The organism is Pseudomonas orientalis, assembly GCF_001439815.1.
Taxonomy (GTDB): domain Bacteria; phylum Pseudomonadota; class Gammaproteobacteria; order Pseudomonadales; family Pseudomonadaceae; genus Aquipseudomonas; species Aquipseudomonas orientalis.
This window is the reverse complement of sequence record NZ_JYLM01000006.1, coordinates 53,058-75,933: the sequence shown is the minus strand read 5'-3', so window position 1 is coordinate 75,933 and position 22,876 is coordinate 53,058. Positions and strand designations below refer to the sequence as shown.

The 22,876-nt window shown below is 60.9% G+C and carries 23 protein-coding genes; 13 read left to right on the top strand and 10 right to left on the bottom strand.

Features of this window, described 5'->3' with window-relative positions; translation table 11 throughout:
* Positions 1 to 198: 198 nt before the first annotated feature.
* The 7 genes from TU82_RS16125 (at position 199) to TU82_RS16090 (ending at position 7,965) form a co-directional block, all read left to right on the top strand.
* The gene (locus TU82_RS16125; protein ID WP_057724224.1) at positions 199 to 1,335 is read left to right on the top strand and encodes a branched-chain amino acid ABC transporter substrate-binding protein; all 1,137 of its coding nucleotides are present in this window, start codon (positions 199 to 201) and stop codon (positions 1,333 to 1,335) included.
* A 184-nt stretch (positions 1,336 to 1,519) separates the two neighbouring features.
* A complete protein-coding gene (locus tag TU82_RS16120; RefSeq protein WP_034125666.1) occupies positions 1,520 to 2,434 on the top strand; it encodes an ABC transporter permease subunit in 915 nt (304 codons plus the stop codon).
* 2 nt (positions 2,435 to 2,436) lie between these two features.
* On the top strand, positions 2,437 to 3,714 hold the full coding sequence (gene livM, locus TU82_RS16115) for a high-affinity branched-chain amino acid ABC transporter permease LivM (RefSeq protein WP_057724221.1): 1,278 nt from the start codon (positions 2,437 to 2,439) through the stop codon (positions 3,712 to 3,714).
* Positions 3,711 to 4,586 carry an ABC transporter ATP-binding protein gene (locus TU82_RS16110; RefSeq protein ID WP_057724219.1) on the top strand — a complete coding sequence of 292 codons (876 nt, stop codon included), beginning with the start codon at positions 3,711 to 3,713 and terminating at the stop codon, positions 4,584 to 4,586. Before livM ends, TU82_RS16110 begins: the two co-directional genes overlap by 4 nt.
* Complete coding sequence (locus TU82_RS16105) at positions 4,583 to 5,299, top strand: ABC transporter ATP-binding protein (RefSeq protein WP_057724218.1); 717 nt, start codon at positions 4,583 to 4,585, stop codon at positions 5,297 to 5,299. The genes TU82_RS16110 and TU82_RS16105 overlap by 4 nt, the downstream gene beginning before the upstream one ends.
* 775 nt (positions 5,300 to 6,074) lie before the next feature.
* Positions 6,075 to 6,842: an SDR family oxidoreductase gene (locus TU82_RS16095; RefSeq protein ID WP_057724213.1), complete on the top strand. Its 768-nt coding sequence runs from the start codon at positions 6,075 to 6,077 to the stop codon at positions 6,840 to 6,842.
* 217 nt (positions 6,843 to 7,059) lie between these two features.
* Positions 7,060 to 7,965 carry a cation diffusion facilitator family transporter gene (locus tag TU82_RS16090; protein WP_057724212.1) on the top strand — a complete coding sequence of 302 codons (906 nt, stop codon included), beginning with the start codon at positions 7,060 to 7,062 and terminating at the stop codon, positions 7,963 to 7,965.
* Between the two features lie 123 nt (positions 7,966 to 8,088).
* On the opposite strand, the gene TU82_RS16085 is transcribed toward TU82_RS16090, so the two are convergent.
* The 5 genes from TU82_RS16085 to ureE all read right to left on the bottom strand — a co-directional run bounded on the left by TU82_RS16085 (position 8,089) and on the right by ureE (position 11,769).
* The gene (locus tag TU82_RS16085; protein WP_057724211.1) at positions 8,089 to 9,198 is read right to left on the bottom strand and encodes an AGE family epimerase/isomerase; all 1,110 of its coding nucleotides are present in this window, start codon (positions 9,196 to 9,198) and stop codon (positions 8,089 to 8,091) included.
* 170 nt (positions 9,199 to 9,368) lie between these two features.
* On the bottom strand, positions 9,369 to 9,941 hold the full coding sequence (locus TU82_RS16080; RefSeq protein ID WP_057724210.1) for a HupE/UreJ family protein: 573 nt from the start codon (positions 9,939 to 9,941) through the stop codon (positions 9,369 to 9,371).
* Between the two features lie 20 nt (positions 9,942 to 9,961).
* Positions 9,962 to 10,576: an urease accessory protein UreG gene (gene ureG, locus TU82_RS16075; protein WP_057724209.1), complete on the bottom strand. Its 615-nt coding sequence runs from the start codon at positions 10,574 to 10,576 to the stop codon at positions 9,962 to 9,964.
* A 21-nt stretch (positions 10,577 to 10,597) separates the two neighbouring features.
* Positions 10,598 to 11,272, bottom strand: coding sequence for an urease accessory protein UreF (locus TU82_RS16070; RefSeq protein WP_057724207.1), 675 nt, complete (start codon positions 11,270 to 11,272; stop codon positions 10,598 to 10,600).
* A complete protein-coding gene (gene ureE / locus TU82_RS16065; protein WP_057724204.1) occupies positions 11,269 to 11,769 on the bottom strand; it encodes an urease accessory protein UreE in 501 nt (166 codons plus the stop codon). Before ureE ends, TU82_RS16070 begins: the two co-directional genes overlap by 4 nt.
* 350 nt (positions 11,770 to 12,119) lie before the next feature.
* On the opposite strand from ureE, the gene TU82_RS16060 reads away from it, so the two are divergent.
* Complete coding sequence (locus TU82_RS16060; RefSeq protein ID WP_057724513.1) at positions 12,120 to 12,617, top strand: C40 family peptidase; 498 nt, start codon at positions 12,120 to 12,122, stop codon at positions 12,615 to 12,617.
* 5 nt (positions 12,618 to 12,622) lie between these two features.
* Here TU82_RS16060 and TU82_RS16055 read toward each other — a convergent pair whose 3' ends face one another.
* Complete coding sequence (locus TU82_RS16055; RefSeq protein ID WP_057724203.1) at positions 12,623 to 13,255, bottom strand: TetR family transcriptional regulator; 633 nt, start codon at positions 13,253 to 13,255, stop codon at positions 12,623 to 12,625.
* A 151-nt stretch (positions 13,256 to 13,406) separates the two neighbouring features.
* Positions 13,407 to 13,778 carry a hypothetical protein gene (locus tag TU82_RS16050; RefSeq protein ID WP_057724201.1) on the bottom strand — a complete coding sequence of 124 codons (372 nt, stop codon included), beginning with the start codon at positions 13,776 to 13,778 and terminating at the stop codon, positions 13,407 to 13,409.
* Positions 13,779 to 14,135: 357 nt separating this feature from the next.
* On the opposite strand from TU82_RS16050, the gene TU82_RS16045 reads away from it, so the two are divergent.
* The gene (locus TU82_RS16045) at positions 14,136 to 16,202 is read left to right on the top strand and encodes an AsmA family protein (RefSeq protein WP_057724199.1); all 2,067 of its coding nucleotides are present in this window, start codon (positions 14,136 to 14,138) and stop codon (positions 16,200 to 16,202) included.
* 131 nt (positions 16,203 to 16,333) lie between these two features.
* On the opposite strand, the gene TU82_RS16040 is transcribed toward TU82_RS16045, so the two are convergent.
* Together TU82_RS16040 and TU82_RS16035 are read right to left on the bottom strand one after the other, a co-directional pair.
* A complete protein-coding gene (locus TU82_RS16040; protein ID WP_057724197.1) occupies positions 16,334 to 16,864 on the bottom strand; it encodes a ferritin-like domain-containing protein in 531 nt (176 codons plus the stop codon).
* 112 nt (positions 16,865 to 16,976) lie between these two features.
* A complete protein-coding gene (locus TU82_RS16035) occupies positions 16,977 to 17,852 on the bottom strand; it encodes a DMT family transporter (RefSeq protein ID WP_057724195.1) in 876 nt (291 codons plus the stop codon).
* A gap of 98 nt (positions 17,853 to 17,950) precedes the next feature.
* Here TU82_RS16035 and TU82_RS16030 point away from each other — a divergent pair, with 98 nt between their 5' ends.
* The 3 genes from TU82_RS16030 (at position 17,951) to TU82_RS16020 (ending at position 20,301) form a co-directional block, all read left to right on the top strand.
* A complete protein-coding gene (locus tag TU82_RS16030; protein WP_057724192.1) occupies positions 17,951 to 18,739 on the top strand; it encodes an AraC family transcriptional regulator in 789 nt (262 codons plus the stop codon).
* A gap of 71 nt (positions 18,740 to 18,810) precedes the next feature.
* Positions 18,811 to 19,110, top strand: a complete 300-nt coding sequence (locus TU82_RS16025; RefSeq protein ID WP_057724191.1) for a PsiF family protein — start codon at positions 18,811 to 18,813, stop codon at positions 19,108 to 19,110.
* Positions 19,111 to 19,287: 177 nt separating this feature from the next.
* On the top strand, positions 19,288 to 20,301 hold the full coding sequence (locus TU82_RS16020) for an AI-2E family transporter (protein ID WP_057724189.1): 1,014 nt from the start codon (positions 19,288 to 19,290) through the stop codon (positions 20,299 to 20,301).
* A 124-nt stretch (positions 20,302 to 20,425) separates the two neighbouring features.
* On the opposite strand, the gene TU82_RS16015 is transcribed toward TU82_RS16020, so the two are convergent.
* Entirely contained in the window at positions 20,426 to 21,694 is a 1,269-nt protein-coding gene (locus TU82_RS16015; RefSeq protein ID WP_057724187.1) for an Hsp70 family protein, read from the bottom strand.
* 237 nt (positions 21,695 to 21,931) lie between these two features.
* Between TU82_RS16015 and TU82_RS16010 the strand changes: the two genes are divergently transcribed.
* Positions 21,932 to 22,870, top strand: coding sequence for a DnaJ C-terminal domain-containing protein (locus TU82_RS16010; RefSeq protein ID WP_057724185.1), 939 nt, complete (start codon positions 21,932 to 21,934; stop codon positions 22,868 to 22,870).
* The last annotated feature ends 6 nt before the right edge of the window (positions 22,871 to 22,876 follow it).

Below are 22,876 nucleotides of genomic sequence, written 5' to 3'. Positions count from 1 at the left end.
TTTGGCTTGCTGGTTGCACCTTGCGAGGCTAGACGGTTGCACGTCTTGGCGGGAGGAGGCGGAACGCCTGCAATAACAATGACACCGTGTCTTTTTGAAGAATAAAAAAGTAATGGCACGCGGCTTGCTCTGAGCTTTCGGTGAAAGGTTTGAATGCAAGTTGTCGTGCCAAAAATCAAAAATATCGGAGCACCACTCATGTCCCAGACGTTTTACAAGAAAGGTTTTCTGGCCCTCGCTGTGGCAGCGGCGCTGGGTGTTTCTACGTTTGTTCAAGCTGATGTGAAGATTGGCGTAGCGGGGCCGATGACCGGCGCCAACGCCTCGTTCGGTGAGCAGTACATGAAGGGTGCCCAAGCGGCGGCCGACTCGATCAACAAGGCCGGCGGCATCAATGGCGAGAAAATCGTGCTGGTGGCCGGCGACGACGCCTGCGAACCCAAGCAGGCCGTGGCCGTGGCCAACCGCCTCGCCGACCAGGACAAAGTGATCGGCGTGGTCGGGCACTTCTGCTCGTCCAACACCATCCCGGCGTCCGAGGTGTATGACGAAGCGGGCATCATCGCGATCACCCCGGGCTCCACCAACCCACAAGTGACCGAGCGTGGCCTGAGCGGCATGTTCCGCATGTGCGGCCGTGACGACCAGCAAGGCATCGTGGCCGGCGACTACATCGTCGACGTGCTCAAGGGCAAAAAAGTCGCGGTCATCAACGACAAGGACACCTACGGCAAAGGCCTGGCCGACGCCACCGCTGCTCAGTTGACCAAGCGTGGCGTCAAGCCAGTGCTGGAAGAAGGCCTTACCCGAGGCGAGAAAGACTTCAGCGCCCTGGTCACCAAGATCCGCTCCACCGGCGCTGACGTGGTGTACTTCGGCGGTCTGCACCCGGAAGCCGGTCCCCTGGTTCGCCAGATCCGTGAAGCCGGTCTCAAGGACGTGAAATTCATGTCCGATGACGGCATCGTGACCGACGAACTCGTGGCGACTGCCGGTGGCAAGCAATACGTCGACGGCGTGTACATGACCTTCGGCGCCGACCCGCGTCTGCTGCCGGACAGCAAAGCCGTGGTGGACGAGTTCCGCAAAGCGGGCTACGAGCCGGAAGGCTACACCCTGTACGCCTACGCTTCGGTCCAGACCCTGGCTGCCGCCTTCAACGGTGCCAAGTCCAACAAGGGTGAAGACGCCTCCAAGTGGCTCAAGGCTCACCCGGTCCAGACCGTGATGGGCAAGAAGGAATGGGACGGCAAGGGCGACCTGAAAATCTCCGACTACGTGGTTTACCAGTGGGATAAAGACGGCAAGTACCACCAGCTGGAAAAACAGAAGTAATCCATGTGGGAGGGGGCTTGCCCCCGATTGCGGTGGGTCAGCTGCACATTTGTTGACTGATACACCGCATCGGGGGCAAGCCCCCTCCCACACTGGAACAGTGTGGTGATTGAGATCTGTTTTTTCCTCCAGAAGCGCCGCACACCCCTGTGGTGTGCAGGTGCTCACCGCGTGAGATTGCGTTATGGATGGTATTTTCCTGCAGCAACTGGTCAACGGCCTGACCCTCGGGTCGGTCTATGGCCTGATCGCCATCGGCTACACAATGGTCTATGGCATCATTGGCATGATCAACTTCGCCCACGGCGAGGTTTATATGATTTCCGCTTACCTCGCGGCGATCAGTCTGGCACTGCTGGCTTACTTCGGCATCGAATCCTTCCCGCTGCTCATTCTCGGCACCCTGATCTTCACCGTGGTCGTCACCGGCGTGTACGGCTGGGTCATCGAGCGTGTCGCCTACAAACCGCTGCGCAACTCCACCCGACTGGCACCGCTGATCAGCGCCATCGGCATCTCCCTGATCCTGCAGAACTACGCGCAGATCGCCCAGGGCGCCAAGCAACAAGGCATCCCGACGTTGCTGGCCGGCGCCTGGCGCGTCGATATCGGCACCGGCTTCGTGCAACTGACCTATACCAAAGTGTTCATCCTCGTGGCGGCCTTCGCCGGCATGGCGTTGCTCACCTACATCATCAAATACACCAAGCTTGGCCGCATGTGCCGGGCCACCCAGCAAGACCGCAAGATGGCCTCGATCCTGGGCATCAACACCGATCGCGTGATTTCCTACGTGTTTGTCATCGGCGCCGCCATGGCCGCCCTGGCCGGCGTGCTGATCACCCTCAATTACGGCACCTTCGACTTCTATGCCGGCTTCATTATCGGCATCAAGGCGTTTACCGCAGCGGTGCTCGGCGGCATCGGCTCCCTGCCTGGGGCGATGCTGGGCGGGATCATCCTCGGTATCTCCGAGTCGTTGTTCGCGGGGTTGATCAACTCTGACTACAAAGACGTGTTCAGTTTCTCCCTGCTGGTGGTGATTCTGATTTTCCGTCCCCAGGGCCTGCTTGGTCGCCCGCTTGTGGCGAAGGTGTAAACATGTCTGCTGCCAAATCGATTGATATCAAGAAAAGTGTGGTCGATACGATTCTCGCCGGGCTGATTTCGCTGGTCGTGTTCGGCCCGATTGTCGGCGTGGTGCTCGACGGCTACAGCTTCAACCTGGAACCTGCGCGCGTTGCCACGCTGGTCGCCATTGTGATGGCCGGGCGCTTTGCCCTGAGCCTGTTCCTGCAAACCCCCAGGGGCGTGAAGATCCTGCAGGGCTTTGAAAGCAGCGGCTCGGGCGTGCATGTGCTGCCACCGGAATACAAGTCGCGGCTGCGCTGGATCATTCCGGCGCTGATCGTGATCGCCATCGTGTTCCCGATCTTTGCCAACAAGTACCTGCTGACCGTGGTGATCCTCGGCTTGATCTACGTCCTGCTCGGCCTGGGCCTGAACATCGTGGTGGGCCTGGCCGGTCTGCTCGACCTGGGTTACGTGGCGTTCTACGCCATCGGCGCCTACGGCCTGGCACTGGGTTACCAGTACCTCGGCCTGGGCTTCTGGACGGTGCTGCCGCTGGCGGCGATCGCGGCGGCTTTGGCGGGGTGCATACTCGGCTTCCCGGTGCTGCGAATGCACGGGGACTACCTGGCTATCGTGACCCTGGGCTTTGGTGAAATCATTCGCCTGGTACTCAATAACTGGCTGTCTTTCACCGGTGGCCCCAACGGGATGCCGGTACCTTCGCCGACCTTCCTGGGCCTCGAGTTCGGCAAGCGCGCGAAGGATGGCGGCATTCCGTTTCACGAGTTCTTCGGCATCGATTACAACCCCAACATCAAGTTCATGTTCATCTACATCGTGCTGTTTCTCGTCGTGCTGGCCGTGCTGTACATCAAGCACCGCCTGACGCGCATGCCTGTCGGTCGCGCCTGGGAAGCCCTGCGCGAAGATGAAATCGCCTGCCGTTCCATGGGCCTGAATCACGTGCTGGTCAAACTCTCGGCATTCACCATTGGGGCATCTACCGCAGGTTTGGCGGGGGTGTTCTTTGCCAGTTACCAGGGCTTCGTCAACCCGTCGTCGTTTACCTTCTTCGAGTCGGCGCTGATCCTCGCCATCGTGGTGTTGGGCGGCATGGGCTCGACGGTCGGCGTAGTCATCGCGGCGTTCGTGCTGACCGTCGCGCCGGAGCTGCTGCGCAGCTTCTCCGAATACCGCGTGCTGCTGTTTGGCGTGTTGATGGTGGTGATGATGATCTGGAGACCGCGTGGCTTGATTCGCATCAGCCGTACGGGTGTGACGCCACGTAAGGGGGTGGCGCCATGAGCAAGGAAGTCGTGCTGTCCGTGGAACACCTGATGATGCACTTCGGTGGCATCAAGGCCTTGAGTGATGTGAGCCTCAAGGTTGAACGCAACTCGATCTTCGCCCTGATCGGCCCCAACGGCGCCGGCAAGACCACCGTGTTCAACTGCCTCACCGGCTTCTACAAGGCCAGTGGCGGCAAGATCGAACTCAACGTGCGCGGCAAGCAGACCAACGTGATTCAACTGCTGGGCGAGCGCTTCAAGGCCAGCGACTTCGTGTCGCCGAAAAGCTTCCTCAGCCGCGTGTACTACAAGATGTTCGGCGGCACCCACCTGGTCAATCGCGCGGGCCTGGCGCGGACCTTCCAGAACATTCGTCTGTTCAAGGAAATGTCGGTGCTGGAAAACCTGCTGGTGGCCCAGCACATGTGGGTCAACCGCAACATGCTCGCGGGCATCCTCAACACCAAGGGCTACCGCAAGGCCGAAAGCGATGCGCTCGACCACGCGTTCTACTGGCTGGAAGTGGTCGACCTGGTGGACTGTGCCAACCGTCTGGCCGGCGAACTCTCCTACGGCCAGCAACGCCGCCTGGAAATCGCCCGCGCCATGTGCACGCGGCCGCAGATCATCTGCCTGGACGAACCGGCAGCGGGCCTCAACCCCCAGGAAACCGAAGCCCTCAGCGCGATGATTCGCCTGCTGCGCGACGAACACGACCTCACGGTGGTGCTGATCGAACACGACATGGGCATGGTAATGAGTATTTCCGACCACATTGTGGTGCTCGACCACGGCAACGTGATCGCCGAAGGCGGGCCGGACGCGATCCGCAACGACCCGAAAGTAATCGCCGCCTACCTGGGCGCGGACGAAGAGGAGCTGGTATGAGCGGACCTATCCTCGAAATGAAGGACCTGGATGTGTTCTATGGCCCGATCCAGGCGCTGAAGAAAGTCTCGCTGCACATCAACGAAGGCGAAACCGTCAGCCTGATCGGCTCCAACGGCGCGGGCAAATCCACGCTGCTGATGTCGATCTTCGGCCAGCCACGGGCCGAGTCGGGGCAGATTCTCTATAACGGCGTGGACATTACCCACAAGTCATCCCATTACATCGCCTCCAACGGCATCGCGCAGTCGCCGGAAGGGCGGCGGGTATTCCCCGACATGACCGTCGAGGAAAACCTGCTGATGGGCACCATCCCCATTGGCGACAAGTTTGCCGGTGAGGACATGCAGCGCATGTTCGAGCTGTTTCCACGGCTCAAGGAGCGGCGCAACCAGCGGGCCATGACCATGTCCGGCGGCGAGCAGCAAATGCTCGCCATCGCCCGCGCGCTGATGAGTCGGCCCAAGCTGTTGCTGCTCGATGAACCGAGCCTGGGCCTGGCACCGATTGTGGTGAAGCAGATCTTTTCCACCCTGCGCGAGCTGGCGTCCACCGGGATGACTATCTTCCTGGTGGAGCAGAACGCCAACCACGCCCTGCGCTTGTCGGACCGGGCGTACGTGATGGTCAACGGCGAGATTCGCCTGACAGGGACCGGCAAGGAATTGCTGGTGAACGAGGAAGTGCGCAACGCCTATCTGGGCGGTCACTGACCTAAAGCCTGATACAAAAACCCTGTGGGAGGGGGCTTGCCCCCGATAGCGATTTGTCAGTCAGTCCATCTGAAACTGACACGCCGCTATCGGGAGCAAGCCCCCTCCCACATTTGATTTTGAGTGGCTTTCGAAATTGTGGAAAACAAATCCAGCCACCCTCCAAAGCGCGACATATAGCCGCCGCAAATCCCTGTTTTGTCACAGTTTTGACTTGTCCCCATCCACTGTGGAACCGGCTGTGGGTAACGTGGGAGTACCTCGCTGAAAGCCTTTAAAAACGTGGCCTGTAAGGCGATGGCTGTTTTTTGATCAATGGTTTTTTTCTGATCAATCAAGGGTTTTGTCAACCTGTTTAAAGACACAGGTATATGACCGGAATGTGTCGGTACAGCCTGTGGATAAGTCTGTGACTAAACTCTGGAAAGACCGCCGTAGAGGCCGGAATGACTGGCCTGTAGCCATCGTCCCGATCCCGTCGAGATAAATCGCCTGCATACGCGCTCCGTTCAGGTCAAGCAAAAAACTTTCTAAAACCTCCTGCAGGCCTTGTATACCGTGGTTCAGGGCGATTTGTACTTGCCCCCAAAGACTGTGGGCCCAGCTGTGGATAACCTGCGCGTACATGGCTGCAGGCCACGATTCATATAGCTCTGCCAGGCATGGTTAAAAAATGATCAGTTAAACAGGGCGGCGCGCGCATAGCGGTTGCCGCGAAGGCAGCGTAAGGGCATTCTGCTGGCAACTTTTTCCCGTTGCCCGCAAGGAGAACACCATGTCCGACACGCTGTTTATTACTGGCGCCACTTCAGGTTTCGGTGAAGCCTGTGCCCGCCGTTTTGCCGAAGCCGGCTGGAAACTGGTGCTGACCGGCCGGCGTGCCGAGCGCTTGGATGCGCTGGTCGAAGAACTCTCCAGTCAGACCGAAGTGCATGGCCTGGTGGTGGACGTGCGTGATCGCAACGCCATGGAAGAAGCCATCGCCAACCTGCCGCCATCGTTCGCCACCCTGCGCGGGCTGATCAACAACGCCGGCCTGGCCGTGGGCACCGACCCTGCGCCCAAGTGCAACCTCGACGATTGGGAAACCATGGTCGACACCAATATCAAGGGCCTGCTGACCACCACCCACCTGCTGCTGCCGCGCCTGATCGCCCATGGCCGTGGCGCCGGGATCATCAACCTGGGTTCCATCGCCGGTAGCTACCCCTATCCGGGCAGCCATGTTTATGGCGGCTCCAAGGCGTTCGTGAAGCAATTCTCGCTGAACCTGCGCTGCGACCTGCAAGGCACTGGCGTGCGGGTGACCAACATCGAGCCGGGCCTGTGCGAGAGCGAGTTTTCCCTGGTGCGTTTCGGCGGGGACCAGGCGCGCTATGACGCCACCTATGCCGGTGCCGAGCCGATCCAGCCGCAAGATATTGCCGATACGATTTTTTGGGTGTTGAACACGCCGGCGCACGTGAATATCAACCGGTTGGAGCTGATGCCGGTGAGCCAGACCTGGGCTGGGTTTGCGATTGAGCGTGGGGCCAAGGGCTAAGCACCTGCGCGATGCACTGTAGGAGCGAGCTTGCTCGCGAAAAACGTTAACGATGACGCGGGCATCCTGAATGCACGCGGCGCGCTCGGGTTTTTCGCGAGCAAGCTCGCTCCTACAATAGATGGCGTCAAATCGGCCAACAACAGGCCATAAGGTACACTCCGCCCCTGAAAACCCCACCGCACCCTGCGGTTTAAAGGTTTTGACGGGAGGAAATGTGAGTAACCGAGGTGAGCAGGCACTGCTCAAACAATCGACCATCCTGATGTTCGCCGTCGCGATCGCCGGGATTGCCACGGGTGTGATATCCGGCGCCCAATCCATTCTGTTCGACGGCTTTTTCTCGTTGATCGCCACCGCCATCAAGGTGCTGATGCTGATCACGGCCAAGCTGATCGCCAAGAAAAGCAACGAGCGTTTCCAGTTCGGCTACTGGCACCTGGAGCCGATGGTGCTGCTGATCGAAGGCAGCTTCCTGCTGCTGATCGCCATCTACGCATTTCTCAACGGTTTGTTCGGCATGATCAATGGCGGGCGCGAGATCGAGTTGGGGCTGGTGATCGTGTACGCGGCGGTGTTTACCGTTGTGGAATTCGCCTACTTCTTCTATGTGCGCTACCGCAATCGCACGTTGAAATCCTCGCTGATCCAGTTCGACAACATCAGCTGGCTGGTGGACGCCATGCTGTCGGTGGGCTTGCTGATCAGCTTCCTGGCGGCACTGTTGCTCAAGTCCCAGGGGTATGGCGAATGGGCGGTGTACGTCGACCCGCTGATCCTGATTCTGCTGGCCCTGAGCATGCTGGCTCCGGCCTTCAAGATCCTGCGCCCGGCCTTGCGTGAGGTGCTGGGGATTGCCCCGGATCATTTGGACGACACCGTGCGCGAAGTGATGGACGCGGCCCAGGCCAGGCATGGCTTCGACGATTACGTGTCCTACGTGCAGAAGCACGGGCGCGCACGGTTTATCGAGATACATGTGGTATTGCCGGCGGATTACCCGGTGGGTAAGGTCGCTACCCTCGACAGGTTGCGTGAAGAGATATCCACAGGGCTGGGCACGCCGGATGCGGCGCGTTGGTTGACCATCAGTTTTACTGGGGATCGCAAGTGGATTGCGTGAGGTCAGTTAGACCGAGGTGAGGCCATCGGGGGCAAGCCCCCTCCCACCTTTGATTTGTGAATACAGTCAAATGTGGGAGGGGCGGTGCGACGATTCGACTTGCCCCCGATGAGGCCCTGAAGGTCAGCCTAAATACTGGATCAAACCCTGATAGCAAGTCGCCAAATGATAAGGCGTGGTGGAAGGCATATCCCGCCGGCTCACCTGACCCTTGGCATCCAGGCATTCATGCCACCCTTTTGCATGCAGGAAATGCTCTTGCAGCGCCAGCAATTGACGCTGCAGCACTGCCTCGCTACCAGGCCGCAAGGTCAATGCCCGCAGGTATTCCGCCTGGGCCCAGATACGCTGGGTGCCGTCGCGCACCGTGCCATCCACAGACAGCATGCCACTGACCGCACCGCTCAACTTATCCACACCCGTTTGTTCGGCATAGGCAAATGCCCGCGTCAGCGACCCATGCAGCGGTGTGCCGCGCAATACCTCTGAGGATTCCAGCAAAAAGAACCACTCGAACTGATGCCCTGGCTCAAACCAATTATCCACAGCACCCAGCGGTTTCTCCAGCATCACCCCATGCTCGCGGTCGATGAAGCGTTGCTGCATGGCCGTCGCCAGTGCCAGCAGGGCCGCTTGCACCTCGGCGTCCTCACGCACCGCGAGGGTGGCGAGGAAGCCTTCGGCCAGGTGCATCAACGGGTTTTGCAACGGGCCGGACTTGAGCGAGGCCCAGTTGCGGTCCAGCACCGCTTCGTACAGGCCGTCACCGGTGGCGAAACGTTGGGCGACCACTTCGAGCGCGGCATTGAGCACCGACTCCACCAAGGGTTCACGCACCTTGGCCCAGTAATGGGCGCAGGCAAAGATGATGAACGCGTGGGTATAGAGGTCTTTACGCTTGTCCAGCGGTTGCCCGGCCGGGTCGATGCTGTAGAACCAGCCGCCGTGTTCGGCGTCGTGGAAGTGCCGTTGCAGGGAGCGGAACAACTGCGCCGCGTGCTCTTGCGCGAAGGCCGTGCCGGGCTCGCCGATCAGGCTGGCGAACAGGTACAACTGCCGGGCGCAGGCCATGGCGCGATAGCGTTGTGGGGGCAGGGGCTGGTGATCGGCATCCAGTGCCTCGAAGGGCAGCGCCAACTCGGCATTCCAGCCCGGGCCCTGCCAGAGCGGCACGATCAGGTCATGGAAGTGCGTGAGCACGGAATTCAAAGCGGGCAAAGAAGCGATGGGCATTGGCTGGCGTCGTCACGGCAGGGGTGTGGCGCGCATGGTAGCAGGCTTGGGAACTGTGGTGTCTGTGGCGCCGCTATCGGGGGCAAGCCCCCTCCCACATTTTGACTGTATTCACAAATCAAAGGTGGGAGGGGGCTTGCCCCCGATGAGGCCTTCAGCAGCGCTGAAGATCAGCCCGCCAACAACCACACCCCAGTCGCCGCCGAAGCCGCCCCCGCCACCCGCACCAACGGCGCTGCCGCCGCAGGCAGGAAACGCACCAGCGCATAACCCGCCGCGTGCAACGCAGCCGTCGCGCCGACAAACCCCGCCGCATACGCCCAGGGGCTGGACATGTCCGGCAGCTCCAGGCCATGGGCCACGCCATGAAACAACGCAAACAACGCCGTTGCCCCCACCGCCACGAACAACGGCGGCCGCACCGCCAGCGCCACCGCCAGGCCCAGCGCCAGTACCGATGCGGCAATCCCGCTTTCCAGCGCCGGCAATTGCAGGCCTTCAAAACCGAGCAGGCCGCCGATCAACATAGTGCCGACGAAGGCACAGGGCAGCGCCCAGCGTGCGTTGCCTTTTTGCTGCGCCGCCCACAGGCCGACCGCAACCATGGCCAGCAGGTGGTCAAGGCCGCCCAGTGGGTGGCTGATACCGGCGACCAGGCCATTGTCGCCGTGGCCCGGGTGAGCGAAGGCGAGGGCGGGCGCCAGCAGCAGCGCGGCAGCGGCGAACAGGTTCTTGAAATTCATAAACAGGCTCCGTAGGGGGATCAGGCAGCAGTCAGCAGGCCTTGACGTTCTATAAAGGCGACGATTTCATCCAGGCCGACGCCGGTTTTCTGGTTGCTGAACACAAAGGGTTTGCCATTGCGCATGCGTTGGGTATCGCTGTTCATCAATTCCAGCGAGGCACCCACCAGCGGCGCGAGGTCGATCTTGTTGATCACCAGCAGGTCGGATTTGCAAATACCGGGCCCGCCCTTGCGCGGCAGCTTGTCGCCGGCGGACACATCGATCACGTAGATGGTCAGGTCGGACAGTTCCGGGCTGAAGGTGGCCGACAGGTTGTCGCCACCGGACTCCACCAGGATCAGGTCCAGGCCGGGAAAACGACGGTTGAGCTGGTCGACGGCCTCCAGGTTGATCGAGGCATCTTCGCGGATCGCCGTGTGCGGGCAGCCGCCGGTTTCCACGCCGATGATGCGCTCCGGCGCCAGGGCCTGGTTGCGCACCAGGAAATCGGCGTCTTCGCGGGTGTAGATATCGTTGGTGACCACCGCCAGGTTGTAGCGCTCGCGCAGCGCCAGGCACAGGGCCAGGGTCAGGGCGGTCTTGCCGGAGCCTACCGGGCCGCCGATGCCGACGCGCAGGGGTTGTGTGTTCATGGTGAGTTCTCCAAAAAAGCCTCAGGAACGGAACAGGCGGCTGTACTGGCGCTCATGGGCCATGCACGCCAAAGACAGGCCAAAGGCGGCGCTGCCAAGGTGATCGGGTTCGACGCGGCCAGCCTCCTGCTGGGCCTGCTGTAACAGCGGCAGCAATTCGCTGGTCAGGCGCTGCGCGGCTTGCTGGCCCAGGGGCAGGGTTTTCATCAGCACGGCCAATTGGTTCTCCAGCCAGCTCCAGAGCCAGGCCGCGAGTGCGTCGTCGGGACGGATGGCCCAGGCGCGCGCGGCCAGCGCCCAGCCAAGGGCCAGATGGGGTTCGGGCTGTTGGTCGAGGAAGTTGCGAGCGCAAGTGTCCAACTCCGGCAAGCCACTGAGCAATTGTTGCAGGGAGTAGCCCATCTGCCGGCTCTCCTGATACAGCTCGCGGGTTTCGCGGCTGGCGCGGTGTTCTTCACACAACTGCGCCAGGCGTGGCCAGGCCTGTTCGGCGGCGGCGCGGCAATGGGCGAGCAGCAGGGGCGCTTCGAAACGCGCGATGTTGAGCAGCAGTTGGTCGCTGATCCAGCGCCGCGCGCTGGCGGCATCGCTGACGCGGCCGTTCTCCACGGCCATTTCCAGGCCCTGGGAGTAGCTGTAGCCGCCAATCGGCAACTGCGGACTGGCCAGGCGCAACAGCGCCCAGGCCGGGTTCATGGACGCACGCCGAATTGATGCAGTTTGGGCGCGTAATTGAAGTCTTCGTCGCCATGGCGCGAGTGATGATGACCGCCGCCATAGGCCCCGTGTTCGGGCTGGAACGGCGCCTCGATACTTTGCGCATCGGCGCCCAGCTGTTCCAGCATCGCCTTGAGCACATAGTCATCAAGCAGGCGCAGCCAGCCATCGCCGACCTGCAGGGCCACATGGCGATTGCCCAGGTGATAGGCCGCGCGGGTCAGTTCGAAGGCGTTGCGGCAGGTGACGTGCAGCAGTTGTTCAGGGCGTGCGCACACGCGTACGACGCGTCCGTCCTCGGCTTGCAGGAATTCGCCATCATGCAGCGGCGGTTGCCCACGCTCCAAAAACAGGCCGACGTCTTCACCGTCGGCACTGAAACAGCGCAGACGGCTTTTGCTGCGGGCTTCGAAGTTCAGCAGCAGCTCGGCGGCCCAGAGGGCTTGCGGGGCGATTCGGCGGTGGATCACCAGCATCGGAGGGTTTCCAGCTATGAACGATAAAGGGGGCTATAAAGGTGCTAGAGCAAGGGGCTTGCCAACCCGCCCGGCGCGTAGGAATTTCCTGTCAGCAGGGCGCGAGCGCCACAGGGCAGGGCACTCGCCGAGGGCGAGCATGTTGCAATTTGGTGCGCTTGAGCGGGTTCAAGCACCGGGAAGGGGCATTTTGCGTGGAGTACGCCTACGTATTGCATGAAATTTCTTTCATCCAATTCTTCATTGAATTTTAAGGAATTATCCTACAAGACCCCGAGAATCGGCCTTCGTGAGTTTACGTGGGGGTTCTTTAAGATTCGCGCCGTGTTTATTCCGCCGCGATGTTCATCATGTTCAAGTTACTTGTCTGTTCCGTTATCGTCAGCCTGTCTTGCCTCATCTCGTCAGCCTCGGCCACTCTTCAACAGCCGGCGACCTTTGTTTCCACGCAGGCATCGTCTCCGGTCGACGATGTGATCGACCGCGCCCATCAACTGCTCGGCACACCCTACAAGTGGGGCGGTGCGTCTACCGAACAAGGATTCGATTGCAGCAGCTTCCTGGTCTATCTGTTCAAGACCCAAGCCAATATTCAGCTGCCGCGCACCACGGCTGCGATGCACCGTTCAACGGCCGCGACCATCAAGCGCGCGGCGTTGAAGCCGGGCGACGCGGTCTTTTTCAAAGGCAACGGGCAGGGGCGGGTGAGTCACGTCGGGCTGTATATCGGCGACGGCAAGTTCATCCATTCCCCGCGTACCGGCAAGAACGTGCGTATCGATTCGCTGAGCAATAGCTACTGGAACAGGAACTACACCACCGCCAAGCGCTTTCACAAGGCTGGCTGATCGTATTACTCGGTGCTGCCCAGGCCCTGCCAATGCTTGAGGCCGATAAAGATAAAGCGCAATTGCTGGGTGATTTTCGCCTGGGGCGTGAGGTGGGCAGGCAAGGCCTCGGCGGGCGGGTCGATGATATCGGGCAGGGTGGCGAACACACTTTTGACGATCAGGTCGGCCATCACGTGCAAACCATCGGCATCCAGGTGCTGCAGCTTGGGCATCAGCGTGAGGTCGGCCGCCAGGTCGCGGGTGATGTCTTCGCGCAGGGCGCCGATGGCTTGGCGCACGGCCAGGCAGCCACCGTATTGTTCGCGGGCCAGGAACAGGAATTGGGAACGGTTGGCCGAGACCACGTCGAGAAAAATCCGCACGGACGCATCGATGATCCCGCCCATGACGAATTCGTTGTGGCGCACCAGGCGAATCGTGGCGCGGAACGTCTGGCCGACTTCACTGACCAACACCAGCCCAAGCTGGTCCATGTCGGCAAAATGGCGATAGAAGCCGGTGGGCACGATACCCGCTGTCTTGGCCACTTCGCGCAGGCTCAGGCTGCCAAACCCACGGCCACACTCCATCAGATGGCGGGCAGCGTCCATCAAGGCGAGGCGGGTCTGTTGCTTCTGTTCGGCGCGGGGCAGCATGAGCGGATGGGCTTTGTCGGCGAGTACAGCGACGCACTCTAGCAAAACCGCTTTGCCGGCGTCGAACTTGGCGGGGGCATTGCGTGACGGGGTCTATATAAAAGCGAAAGCCCGATCGACAGATCGGGCTTTTTTCTGGGCCACCACGGGCTTAGCTCTGTGCTTGATGCAGTTCTTCCAGACGATCAGCACCACCTTCAGCGATACCTTGGGTGTAGGCACGGTCATTGGCTTGTTCGGCACCGCCTTCTACCAGACCTTTTTCCTGCAGGCGGTCGTTGCCACCTTCAGTCAGTCCTTCGGTGTAGGCGCGTTTGTTGGCCTGCTCCGAACCGTTTTCAGCGACAGCGCCTTTGGCGTAGTCACGGTTTTCGTCTTCTTGCGAACCGCTGCGAGCCACGGTCTGGCTGGATTGCACGGCTTGGGCTTTGTTCTGTGGGGTGGCCTGTTCGGCGGCTGGCAGGGCGAAGGCACTGGAAGCCAGGACGGATAACAGGACGGTAGCGAGTAGTTGGCGTTTCATGAGGGTTGCTCCTTGAGAGGGCGATAAAGTGGGTACAGGGCTAATGCTACTCTTGATAAGTCGATATAAAAGTTCATAAACACAATGGTAATAATCAACAGAATTGATTGTTCCCACGGGAGGCTCTAGATCGCGCCTCTCAAGCACGCGGTTTTGCACCGAGGTGGGTATTTTCGACACGAACCTGGGTAACAATGGTGCGCCGTTGATGATCGGATCTGTCTGTTCGATCAGGAAAATCGCTTTTTTCGGCTAATTCCGCCGTTGCGTTAAACCCCCGGGCACTTTGCCAGTCGTAGTCCTATAAGCTGTGTCAAAGGCTGTTGCCCAGCCAGTCGTATTCAGGAGTTTTGTGCAATGACGCGCACTCGAAAGATCGTCGCCTGGAGCTGCGCCAGCTTCGTTCTGTTAATTGCCATCGCGGTATTGGTCCTGGTGTTTTTCGACTGGAACCGCATCAAGCCACCCCTCAATGCCAAGGTCTCCGAAGAGTTGCACCGCCCATTCGCCATCAATGGCAACCTGGCGGTGGTGTGGCAGCGTGAGCCTGACGAAGGCGGCTGGCGGGCCTGGGTGCCCTGGCCCCATGTGATTGCCGAAGACCTGAGCCTGGGTAACCCCGACTGGTCCAAGCAACCGCAGATGGTCACGCTCAAGAAGGTCGAGTTGCGTATTTCGCCCTTGGCATTGCTGGCACAGCGCGTGGTGATCCCGCGTATCGACCTCACCGAGCCGAGCGCCGACCTGCAGCGCCTGGCTGACGGCCGCGCCAACTGGACTTTCAAATTCGACCCCAAGGACCCCGACGCCGAGCCTTCGCGCTGGGTGGTGGATATCGGCGCCATCGGCTTCGACAAGGGCCACGTCACCCTCGACGACCAGACCCTCAAGACCCGGCTCGATGTGATCATCGACCCGCTGGGCCAACCGATTCCCTTCGGTGAAATCGTCGGTGACGCGGATGCCAAAAAGGCCCTGGAAAAAGGCTCGGCACCGCAGGACTATGCGTTCGGCCTCAAGGTCAAAGGCCAGTATCACGGCCAGGCGCTCGCCGGCACCGGCAAGATCGGCGGCCTGCTCGCCCTGCAGGACGCGGCCAAACCGTTCCCGCTGCAGGCCCAGGTCAAGATCGCCGACACCAGCATCGCCCTGGCCGGCACCCTGACCGACCCGCTCAACCTCGGCGCCCTGGACCTGCGCCTCAAACTCGCCGGTGCCAGCCTGGGCAACCTCTACCCGCTGACCGGCGTGACGTTGCCCGACTCGCCGGCGTATTCAACCGATGGTCATCTGATCGCCAAACTGCATGAAGCCAGCGGCGCGTCCTTCCGCTATGAAAACTTCAACGGCAAGATCGGCAACAGCGATATCCACGGCGACCTGGGTTACGTCGCCAGCCAGCCACGGCCCAAGCTCAGCGGCGCGCTGGTGTCCAACCAATTGCTGATGGATGACCTGGCCCCACTGATCGGCGCCGATTCCAACGCCAAGCAGAAAGCCCGTGGCGGTGAAAGCAAGCAACCGGCGACCAAGGTGCTGCCGGTCGAAGAGTTTCGCACCGAGCGCTGGCGCGAGATGGATGCCGACGTGGAATTCACCGGCAAACGCATCGTGCACAGCGCCGAGCTGCCGTTCACCGACCTCTATACGCACCTGGTGCTCAACGACGGTGAGCTGAGCCTCGAGCCCCTGCGCTTCGGCGTGGCCGGCGGCAAGCTCGATGCGCAGATCCGCTTGAACGGCCGCACCACGCCAATGGAAGGTCGCGCGAAACTTACAGCGCGTAATTTCAAGCTCAAACAGTTGTTCCCAAGCTTTGAGCCGATGAAAACCAGTTTTGGCGAACTCAACGGCGACGCCGATATTTCCGGGCGCGGCAACTCCGTGGCAGCACTGCTGGGCACCTCCACGGGTGACCTGAAGATGCTGATCAACGACGGCGCGATCAGCCGTGGCCTGATGGAAATCGCCGGCCTCAACGTGGGTAATTACGTGGTGGGGCGCCTGTTTGGCGACAAGGAAGTGAAGATCAACTGCGCCGCGGCGGACTTCGGCATCAAGACCGGCCTGGCGACCACCCGGTTGTTTGTGTTCGATACCGAGAACGCGATCATCTACGTCGATGGTACGGCGAACATGGCGACCGAGCAGTTGGACCTGACCATCACGCCGGAGTCCAAGGGGTTCCGCCTGTTCTCCCTGCGCTCACCGTTGTATGTGAACGGGCCGTTCATCAAGCCCAATGCCGGCGTCAAAGCCATCCCCCTGGCATTGCGCGGCGCGGGCATGGTCGCACTGGGTGTGATTGCCGGCCCTGCTGCGGGGCTGCTCGCACTGGTCGCCCCAAGCGGCGGTGAGCCGAATGAGTGCGCACCGTTGCTGCAACAAATGAAAGAAGGCAAGGCGCCAAAAACTGTGAAGTAACTGACTACAGATGAAACCAAATGTGGGAGGGGGCTTGCCCCCGATAGCGGTGTATCAGCCAAAACATCTGTGACTGAACCACTGCTATCGGGGGCAAGCCCCCTCCCACATGGGTATTGCTGTGCGGCTGATTACAGGCCTTCGAGAATATCCGCCATGTCATCGGCGTGTTCTTCTTCCTGAGCCAGGATGTCTTCGAAGATGCGACGGGTCGTCGGGTCCTTATCGCCGATGTACTGAATGATTTCACGATAGCTGTCCACCGCGATCCGCTCGGCCACCAGGTCTTCGTAGACCATTTCTTTCAGCGAGTTGCCCGCCACGTATTGTGCGTGGGAGTTCTTCGACAACAGGTCGGGGTTGAATTCCGGCTCGCCGCCCAACTGTACGATGCGTTCGGCCAGTTTGTCGGCGTGTTCGGCTTCCTGGGTGGCGTGCTCCAGGAACTCGTCGGCCGCGACGCTGGCTTTCAGGCCGCTGGCCATGAAGTAGTGACGCTTGTAGCGCAACACGCAGACCAGTTCGGTGGCCAGGGCTTCGTTGAGCAGGCGGATAATTTCTTCGCGGTCGGCGTTATAGCCTTCGGTCACGGCACCGTTTTCGACGTTCTGGCGGGCGCGCATGCGCAGGGTCGCAACGTCAGTCAAGTGTGCTTCAGTCATCTCATTCTCCTGGGGCTAATCCGGTTTTGCGCCACGCTCTGCCGGTGTGGTCGCTCAGGGTTGTGAGTTGCGGGAGGGGCGAAAAGTTTTATCGGATTTAACAAGATGTGTCTCAAGCACGTCTGACCGGCGTGATCCAACGCTCCGACAGGATCACCCCGCCCAGAGTCAGCAACCCGCCCACCAAATGATACGGCGCCAATTCTTCCTTCAATACCACTGCTGCAATCAGCGCGGTAATCAGCGGCAGCAAGTTGAAAAACAACGTGGTACGGCTCGGCCCCAGGGTTTTTACCGAGTGCATCCACGCCAGCGGCGCCAGCATCGAAGCCAGCAGGCATGCGTACAGTACCAGCGGGATATTCGCCCAGCCCAGGCCAGCCTTGGCCGAGAACAGGAACAGCGGCAACAGCACCACCACCGCCACCAGCACCTGCAGATACAGCAGCACCAACGGCGGCAGGCGCAGTTGCCATTTTTTCAGCAGGGTGCTGTAGATCGCGTAGGCCAGGGTGGCTACCAGCATCATCCCGTCACCGAGGTTGACCCCGTGTTGCAGTAGGGCTGCCAGGCTGCCGGATGACACCACCACCACCACGCCGGCGAACGACAGCACCGCGCCGGTCAGCGCGCCGTACGTCAAGCGTTGGCCGAGGCTGATGATGGCGGCAGTCAAAGCCATCAGCGGCATCAGCGAGAGGATGATGCCCATGTTGGTGGCAGTGGTCAGCGTGGCCGCGTAATAGGCCAGGCTTTGATACACGGCCATGCCCAGCACGCCGAGAATGAAAATTTTGCCCAGGTTCGGGCGGATCAGCGCCCAGTTGGCGATCACCGGCTTGAGCATGAACGGGGTAAACAGCAGCGCGGCGAACAGCCAGCGATAAAAACCGATTTCAGCTGGGAAAATCGAACCCACCGCCAGTTTGTTGATCACGGTGTTGCCGGCCCAGATAAGAATGGCCAGCAGGGGATACGCGTATTGCATCGAAAGCAGACCCAGTGTGTTGAAGAGGTCGGATTATCCCTTGTCTGGATCGAAGCCTATACTGCGATCCAGACAACCGGCCTTTGAATCCAGACAATATGTCCAGACACACCGTACGCCTGCCCGATTTCGTCAGCTTGCCGAGCCCGGTGTACTTCCGCTATTGCGACTTTGCCCCAGACACCGAATGCACCCCGCACCAGCACGCCTGGGGTTCGCTGGACTACTCGGCCAGCGGGGTGATGCGCATGGAAGTGGCCGGCAGCCGTTTCATGTCGCCGCCGCAGTACGCGGTGTGGGTGCCGCCGCATACCGAGCACAGTTCCTACAATGCCGAGGCGATCGTCTACCACTCGGTGGGCCTGGCGCCGGGGCTGTGCGAGCAACTGCCCCGGCAGCCTTGCACCCTGGCGATCAGTGACATCCTCAAGGCGATTCTCAAGGATTTCGCCCTGCGCGACGTCAATCGGCCGCAGACCGACGCCGATATCCGCCTCGCCCAGGTGCTGGTCGACCAACTCAAACAGGCGCCGATCCACGATTGCTTCCTGCCTTACGCCCGTCATCCCGGCCTGCTGGGCGTACTGGAAGGCATGCAGGCGCAACCGGGCGACAACCGTGCGCTGGCGCAGTGGGCCGAGCAGGTGCATGTCAGCGAACGCACCCTGGCGCGTCAGTTTGTGCGTGAGTTGGGCATGAGCTTTGGCGAGTGGCGCCAGCGCCTGCGCTACCTGGCGGCCATCGAAGCCCTCGACAGCAAGCGCAGCGTGCAGCATGTGGCATTTGACCTGGGCTACAGCAGCGCCTCGGCCTTTATCGCGATGTTCCAGCGCCATGCCGGCTGCACGCCGGAGCAGTACCGTCGGGCGACTATTCGTGGCCGGTGAAGTTGTAACAGGTTTTGACTACACTGCGTTGTAGGCCGTGCCCTTCGGTACGGTAACAGGGAGAAAACTCCATGAAGATGCTGCGTATTCCGCTGTTGATGATGGGCCTGCTGCTGTGTTCCCAGGGTTTTGCCGCCACCGCCCAGCAAAACAAGATGACCACCTGTAACGCCGAGGCCACCACCAAGACCCTCAAGGGCGATGAGCGCAAGGCCTACATGAAGACCTGCCTGTCGGCGCCTGCCGCCAACGATGCCAAGACCCTGACGCCGCAGCAGCAGAAAATGAAGGACTGCAATGCGTCGGCGAAAACCCAGGCCCTGGCCGGTGATGCGCGTAAAACATTCATGAGCACCTGCCTGAAGAAGTGATAGCCCCAGGCCATAGAAGGCTGCGACACTCGCACACAGTCCCTTTGTAGGCGCGAGCTTGCTCGCGAAAAACGTGAACGATCACACGGGCACCCTGACTAAACGCGGTGCCCTTTCGTTTTTCGCGAGCAAGCTCGCTCCTACAACATCCTTTAACGCCGTTCGTTTTGAGGCTGTATGCCAACGTTTTCTCAGCGTCATGTGTTGTTGCTGGCCAGCTACATCATCATTTTCGGCGGGTTGCTGCTGGTGCTGCCGCTCAAATTGCTGCCCAGCCTGCTGGCCGGCCTGTTGGTCTATGAACTGGTCAACATGCTCACTCCCCAACTGCAACGGCTGATCGAAGGGCGGCGTGCGCGCTGGCTGGCGGTGGCCCTGCTCGGCACTCTGATCGTCAGTGTGCTCGCGCTGATCTTCGCCGGTGCCATCAGCTTTCTGCTCCACGAAGCGGAAAACCCCGGCGCTTCGCTCGACAAATTCATGGGCGTGGTCGACCGCGCACGCGGCCAGCTGCCGCCGTTCCTCGACGCCTACCTGCCCGCCAGCGCCGCCGAGTTTCGCGTGGCCATCGGCCAATGGCTGAGCAAGCACCTGAGCGAACTGCAACTGGTCGGCAAGGATGCCGCGCACATGTTCGTCACCTTGCTGATCGGCATGGTGCTCGGCGCGATCATCGCCCTGCAGCGCGTGCCCGACCTGACCAAGCGCAAACCCCTGGCCGCCGCGCTGTTCGACCGTCTGCACCTGCTGGTGCAGGCGTTTCGCAATATCGTCTTCGCCCAGATAAAGATCGCCGCGCTCAACACCGCGTTCACTGCGATCTTCCTCGCCGTGGTGCTGCCACTGTGCGGTATTCATCTGCCGCTGACCAAGACCCTGATCGTGCTGACCTTCCTGCTTGGCCTGCTGCCGGTGATTGGCAACCTGATGTCCAACACCCTGATCACGATTGTCGCGCTATCGTTGTCGATCTGGGTGGCGGTGGCGGCGCTGGGGTATCTGATCGTGATCCACAAGGTCGAGTACTTTCTCAACGCGCGCATCGTGGGGGGGCAGATCAGTGCCAAGTCGTGGGAATTGCTGTTGGCGATGCTGGTGTTCGAAGCCGCATTCGGCTTGCCGGGGGTGGTGGCGGGGCCGATTTATTATGCGTATCTCAAGAGTGAGTTGAAGCTCGGCGGGATGGTTTAAGCCTTGTGTTGCCTGGGCTGACGCTATCGGGGGCAAGCCCCCTCCCACAGTTTGATATGTGAATACTTTCAAAGGTGGGAGGGGGCTTGCCCCCGATGGGCGCGGCGCGGTGTCAAGCCAGAAATCAGCTGCCGTAGCGCTTGCTCGCCTCAATCGCCAACCCGCTGCCAATGCTGCCAAAGATATTGCCTTCCACATGCCGCGCATTCGGCAGCATCGCCGCGATGCTGTGGCGCAGCGCCGGAATGCCGCTGGAGCCGCCGGTGAAGAACACCGTGTCCACTTGGGCCACGCTCACCGAGGCGTCGTTGAGCAACTGCGTGACACTGCCGCGCACGCGTTCGAGCAGGTTGTCGATGGATGACTCGAACAGCGCCCGGCTCAGGTCCACGCTCAGGCCCGCTTCGATACGGTCCAGCGGCACATGGCGGCTGTCTGCCTGGGTCAGCTGGATCTTGGTTTCTTCCACTTCCATGGCCAGCCAGTGCCCGGCGCGCTGTTCGATCAACTTGAACAGGCGGTCGATGCCGCCGGTGTCTTCGATGTCGTAGCGCATGCTGCCCAGGGCCAGTTGGGACTTTTGCGAGTACACCGAGTTGATGGTGTGCCAGGTGGCCAGGTTCATATGGTGGCTGGTGGGCATGTAGGCGCCGCTCTTCATGCGGCTGCCGTAGCCGAACAGCGGCATCATGCCGGCCAGCGAAAGCTGTTTGTCGAAGTCGGTGCCGCCGATGTGCACGCCGCCGGTGGCAAGGATGTCGCTCTGGCGGTTGTCGTTGTGGCGGCGGTCCGGTGACAGGCGCACCAGCGAGAAGTCGGAAGTACCGCCGCCGATGTCGACGATCAGCACCAGCTCTTCTTTTTCGATGGTCGACTCGTAGTCGAACGCCGCCGCAATCGGTTCATACTGGAACGAGATGTCCTTGAAGCCGATCTTGCGCGCCACATCCACCAGGGTGTTTTCCGCCTCCTGGTCGGCCATCGGGTCGTCATCGACGAAGAACACCGGGCGGCCCAGCACCACTTCTTCGAACTCACGGCCGGCATTGGCTTCGGCGCGGCTCTTGAGCTGGCCGATAAACAGCGCCAGCAGGTCGGTGAACGGCATCGCGGTGCCGAGCACGCTGGTGTCGTGCTTGATCAGCTTGGAACCCAGCAGGCTCTTGAGCGAGCGCATCAAGCGGCCTTCGTAGTTTTCCAGGTATTCGTGCAGCGCCAGGCGACCGTACACCGGGCGGCGCTCCTCGAAGTTGAAGAACACCACCGACGGCAGGGTGATCTTGTCGTCCTCCAGCGCGATCAGCGTCTCCTCGCCGGGGCGGATCCAGCCGACGGTGGAGTTGGATGTGCCGAAGTCGATGCCGCAGGCACGGGCTGGGGATGGGTTTTTCATGTCGATCGGGTTCCGGTTGCAAAACGGCCGCGCAGTGTATGCCAGTCGACGCCGTATGCGTAGGCCGACCATCTGTTAAATGCTGCTTGAAAGCGCGGCATTCGCCCCCACATCTGGTGCATACGGCATGTGCCGATAACACTGCGACGCACCCCAGGCCGCAAGACTCAACATGTGCAAACCAGCGCACCTTGTGTCCGGGCTGTGCGATCTCGATTTAAGGATGGTGAACCGCCGATGGATTTCAAAGATTACTACAAGATTCTGGGGGTCGAGCCGAGCGCCGATGACAAGGAAATCAAGGCCGCCTATCGTAAGCTCGCCCGCAAATATCACCCGGACGTCAGCAAGGAAAAGGATGCCGAAGCCAAGTTCAAGGACGCGTCCGAAGCCTATGAAGCGCTGAAAAGCGCCGACAAGCGCGCCGAGTACGACGAGTTGCGCAAATACGGCCAGCACGGCCAGCCGTTCCAGGGACCGCCGGGTTGGCAGAGCCGTGGCGGCTTTGGCGGTGGTGCGGGCACAGAAGACTTCTCGGACTTTTTCAGCTCGATCTTTGGCGGGCGCGGTGATGCGTTCGGCGGCGGCCAGCGCCGTCCAACCGGGCGCAAAGGCCAGGATGTGGAGATGCAATTGTCGGTCTCCCTTGAGGAAACCCTGTCCACCGAGTCCAAGCAGATCAGCTTCCAGGTGCCGCAATACGACGCCTCCGGCCGACACGTCAGCAATAGCGTCAAGAGCCTGAACGTGAAGATCCCGGCCGGTGTGGCCGACGGCGAGCGCATCCGTCTCAAGGCTCAGGGCGCGCCCGGCATCGGCGGCGGCGCCAACGGTGACCTGTACCTGATCATCAAGTTCGCGCCGCACCCAAGGTTTGAGGTGGATGGCGAGAACCTGATCATCAACCTGCCGCTGGCGCCGTGGGAATTGGCACTGGGTACGGAGGTCGCGGTGCCGACCCTGACCGGCAAAATCAACCTCAAGGTGCCCGCCGGCAGCCAGAACGGCCAGCGCATGCGCGCCAAGGGCCATGGCTTGCTGAACAAGGCCGGTGAGCGCGGTTACCTGTTCGTTCAGCTTAAAGCGGTGATGCCAAAGCAGGCTGACGACGAGACCATTGCGCTGTGGCAGCAACTGGCGAAAAAAGCCAACTTCAATCCGCGCGAAAACTTCTAAGCCGAC

Bases quoted from the DNA above. Each gene is read 5' to 3' on its own strand.
- TU82_RS16125 (WP_057724224.1), top strand. From the start codon at position 199: ATGTCCCAGACGTTTTACAAGAAAGGTTTTCTGGCCCTCGCTGTGGCA.
- ureG (WP_057724209.1), bottom strand. From the start codon at position 10,576: ATGAACACACAACCCCTGCGCGTCGGCATCGGCGGCCCGGTAGGCTCC.
- TU82_RS16105 (WP_057724218.1), top strand. From the start codon at position 4,583: ATGAGCGGACCTATCCTCGAAATGAAGGACCTGGATGTGTTCTATGGC.
- TU82_RS16120 (WP_034125666.1), top strand. From the start codon at position 1,520: ATGGATGGTATTTTCCTGCAGCAACTGGTCAACGGCCTGACCCTCGGG.
- TU82_RS16050 (WP_057724201.1), bottom strand. From the start codon at position 13,778: ATGAAACGCCAACTACTCGCTACCGTCCTGTTATCCGTCCTGGCTTCC.
- TU82_RS16010 (WP_057724185.1), top strand. From the start codon at position 21,932: ATGGATTTCAAAGATTACTACAAGATTCTGGGGGTCGAGCCGAGCGCC.
- TU82_RS16085 (WP_057724211.1), bottom strand. From the start codon at position 9,198: ATGCCCATCGCTTCTTTGCCCGCTTTGAATTCCGTGCTCACGCACTTC.
- TU82_RS16030 (WP_057724192.1), top strand. From the start codon at position 17,951: ATGTCCAGACACACCGTACGCCTGCCCGATTTCGTCAGCTTGCCGAGC.
- TU82_RS16060 (WP_057724513.1), top strand. From the start codon at position 12,120: ATGTTCAAGTTACTTGTCTGTTCCGTTATCGTCAGCCTGTCTTGCCTC.
- TU82_RS16045 (WP_057724199.1), top strand. From the start codon at position 14,136: ATGACGCGCACTCGAAAGATCGTCGCCTGGAGCTGCGCCAGCTTCGTT.
- TU82_RS16020 (WP_057724189.1), top strand. From the start codon at position 19,288: ATGCCAACGTTTTCTCAGCGTCATGTGTTGTTGCTGGCCAGCTACATC.
- TU82_RS16035 (WP_057724195.1), bottom strand. From the start codon at position 17,852: ATGCAATACGCGTATCCCCTGCTGGCCATTCTTATCTGGGCCGGCAAC.
- TU82_RS16095 (WP_057724213.1), top strand. From the start codon at position 6,075: ATGTCCGACACGCTGTTTATTACTGGCGCCACTTCAGGTTTCGGTGAA.
- TU82_RS16110 (WP_057724219.1), top strand. From the start codon at position 3,711: ATGAGCAAGGAAGTCGTGCTGTCCGTGGAACACCTGATGATGCACTTC.
- TU82_RS16080 (WP_057724210.1), bottom strand. From the start codon at position 9,941: ATGAATTTCAAGAACCTGTTCGCCGCTGCCGCGCTGCTGCTGGCGCCC.
- TU82_RS16040 (WP_057724197.1), bottom strand. From the start codon at position 16,864: ATGACTGAAGCACACTTGACTGACGTTGCGACCCTGCGCATGCGCGCC.
- ureE (WP_057724204.1), bottom strand. From the start codon at position 11,769: ATGCTGGTGATCCACCGCCGAATCGCCCCGCAAGCCCTCTGGGCCGCC.
- livM (WP_057724221.1), top strand. From the start codon at position 2,437: ATGTCTGCTGCCAAATCGATTGATATCAAGAAAAGTGTGGTCGATACG.
- TU82_RS16015 (WP_057724187.1), bottom strand. From the start codon at position 21,694: ATGAAAAACCCATCCCCAGCCCGTGCCTGCGGCATCGACTTCGGCACA.
- TU82_RS16070 (WP_057724207.1), bottom strand. From the start codon at position 11,272: ATGAACCCGGCCTGGGCGCTGTTGCGCCTGGCCAGTCCGCAGTTGCCG.
- TU82_RS16055 (WP_057724203.1), bottom strand. From the start codon at position 13,255: ATGCTGCCCCGCGCCGAACAGAAGCAACAGACCCGCCTCGCCTTGATG.
- TU82_RS16025 (WP_057724191.1), top strand. From the start codon at position 18,811: ATGAAGATGCTGCGTATTCCGCTGTTGATGATGGGCCTGCTGCTGTGT.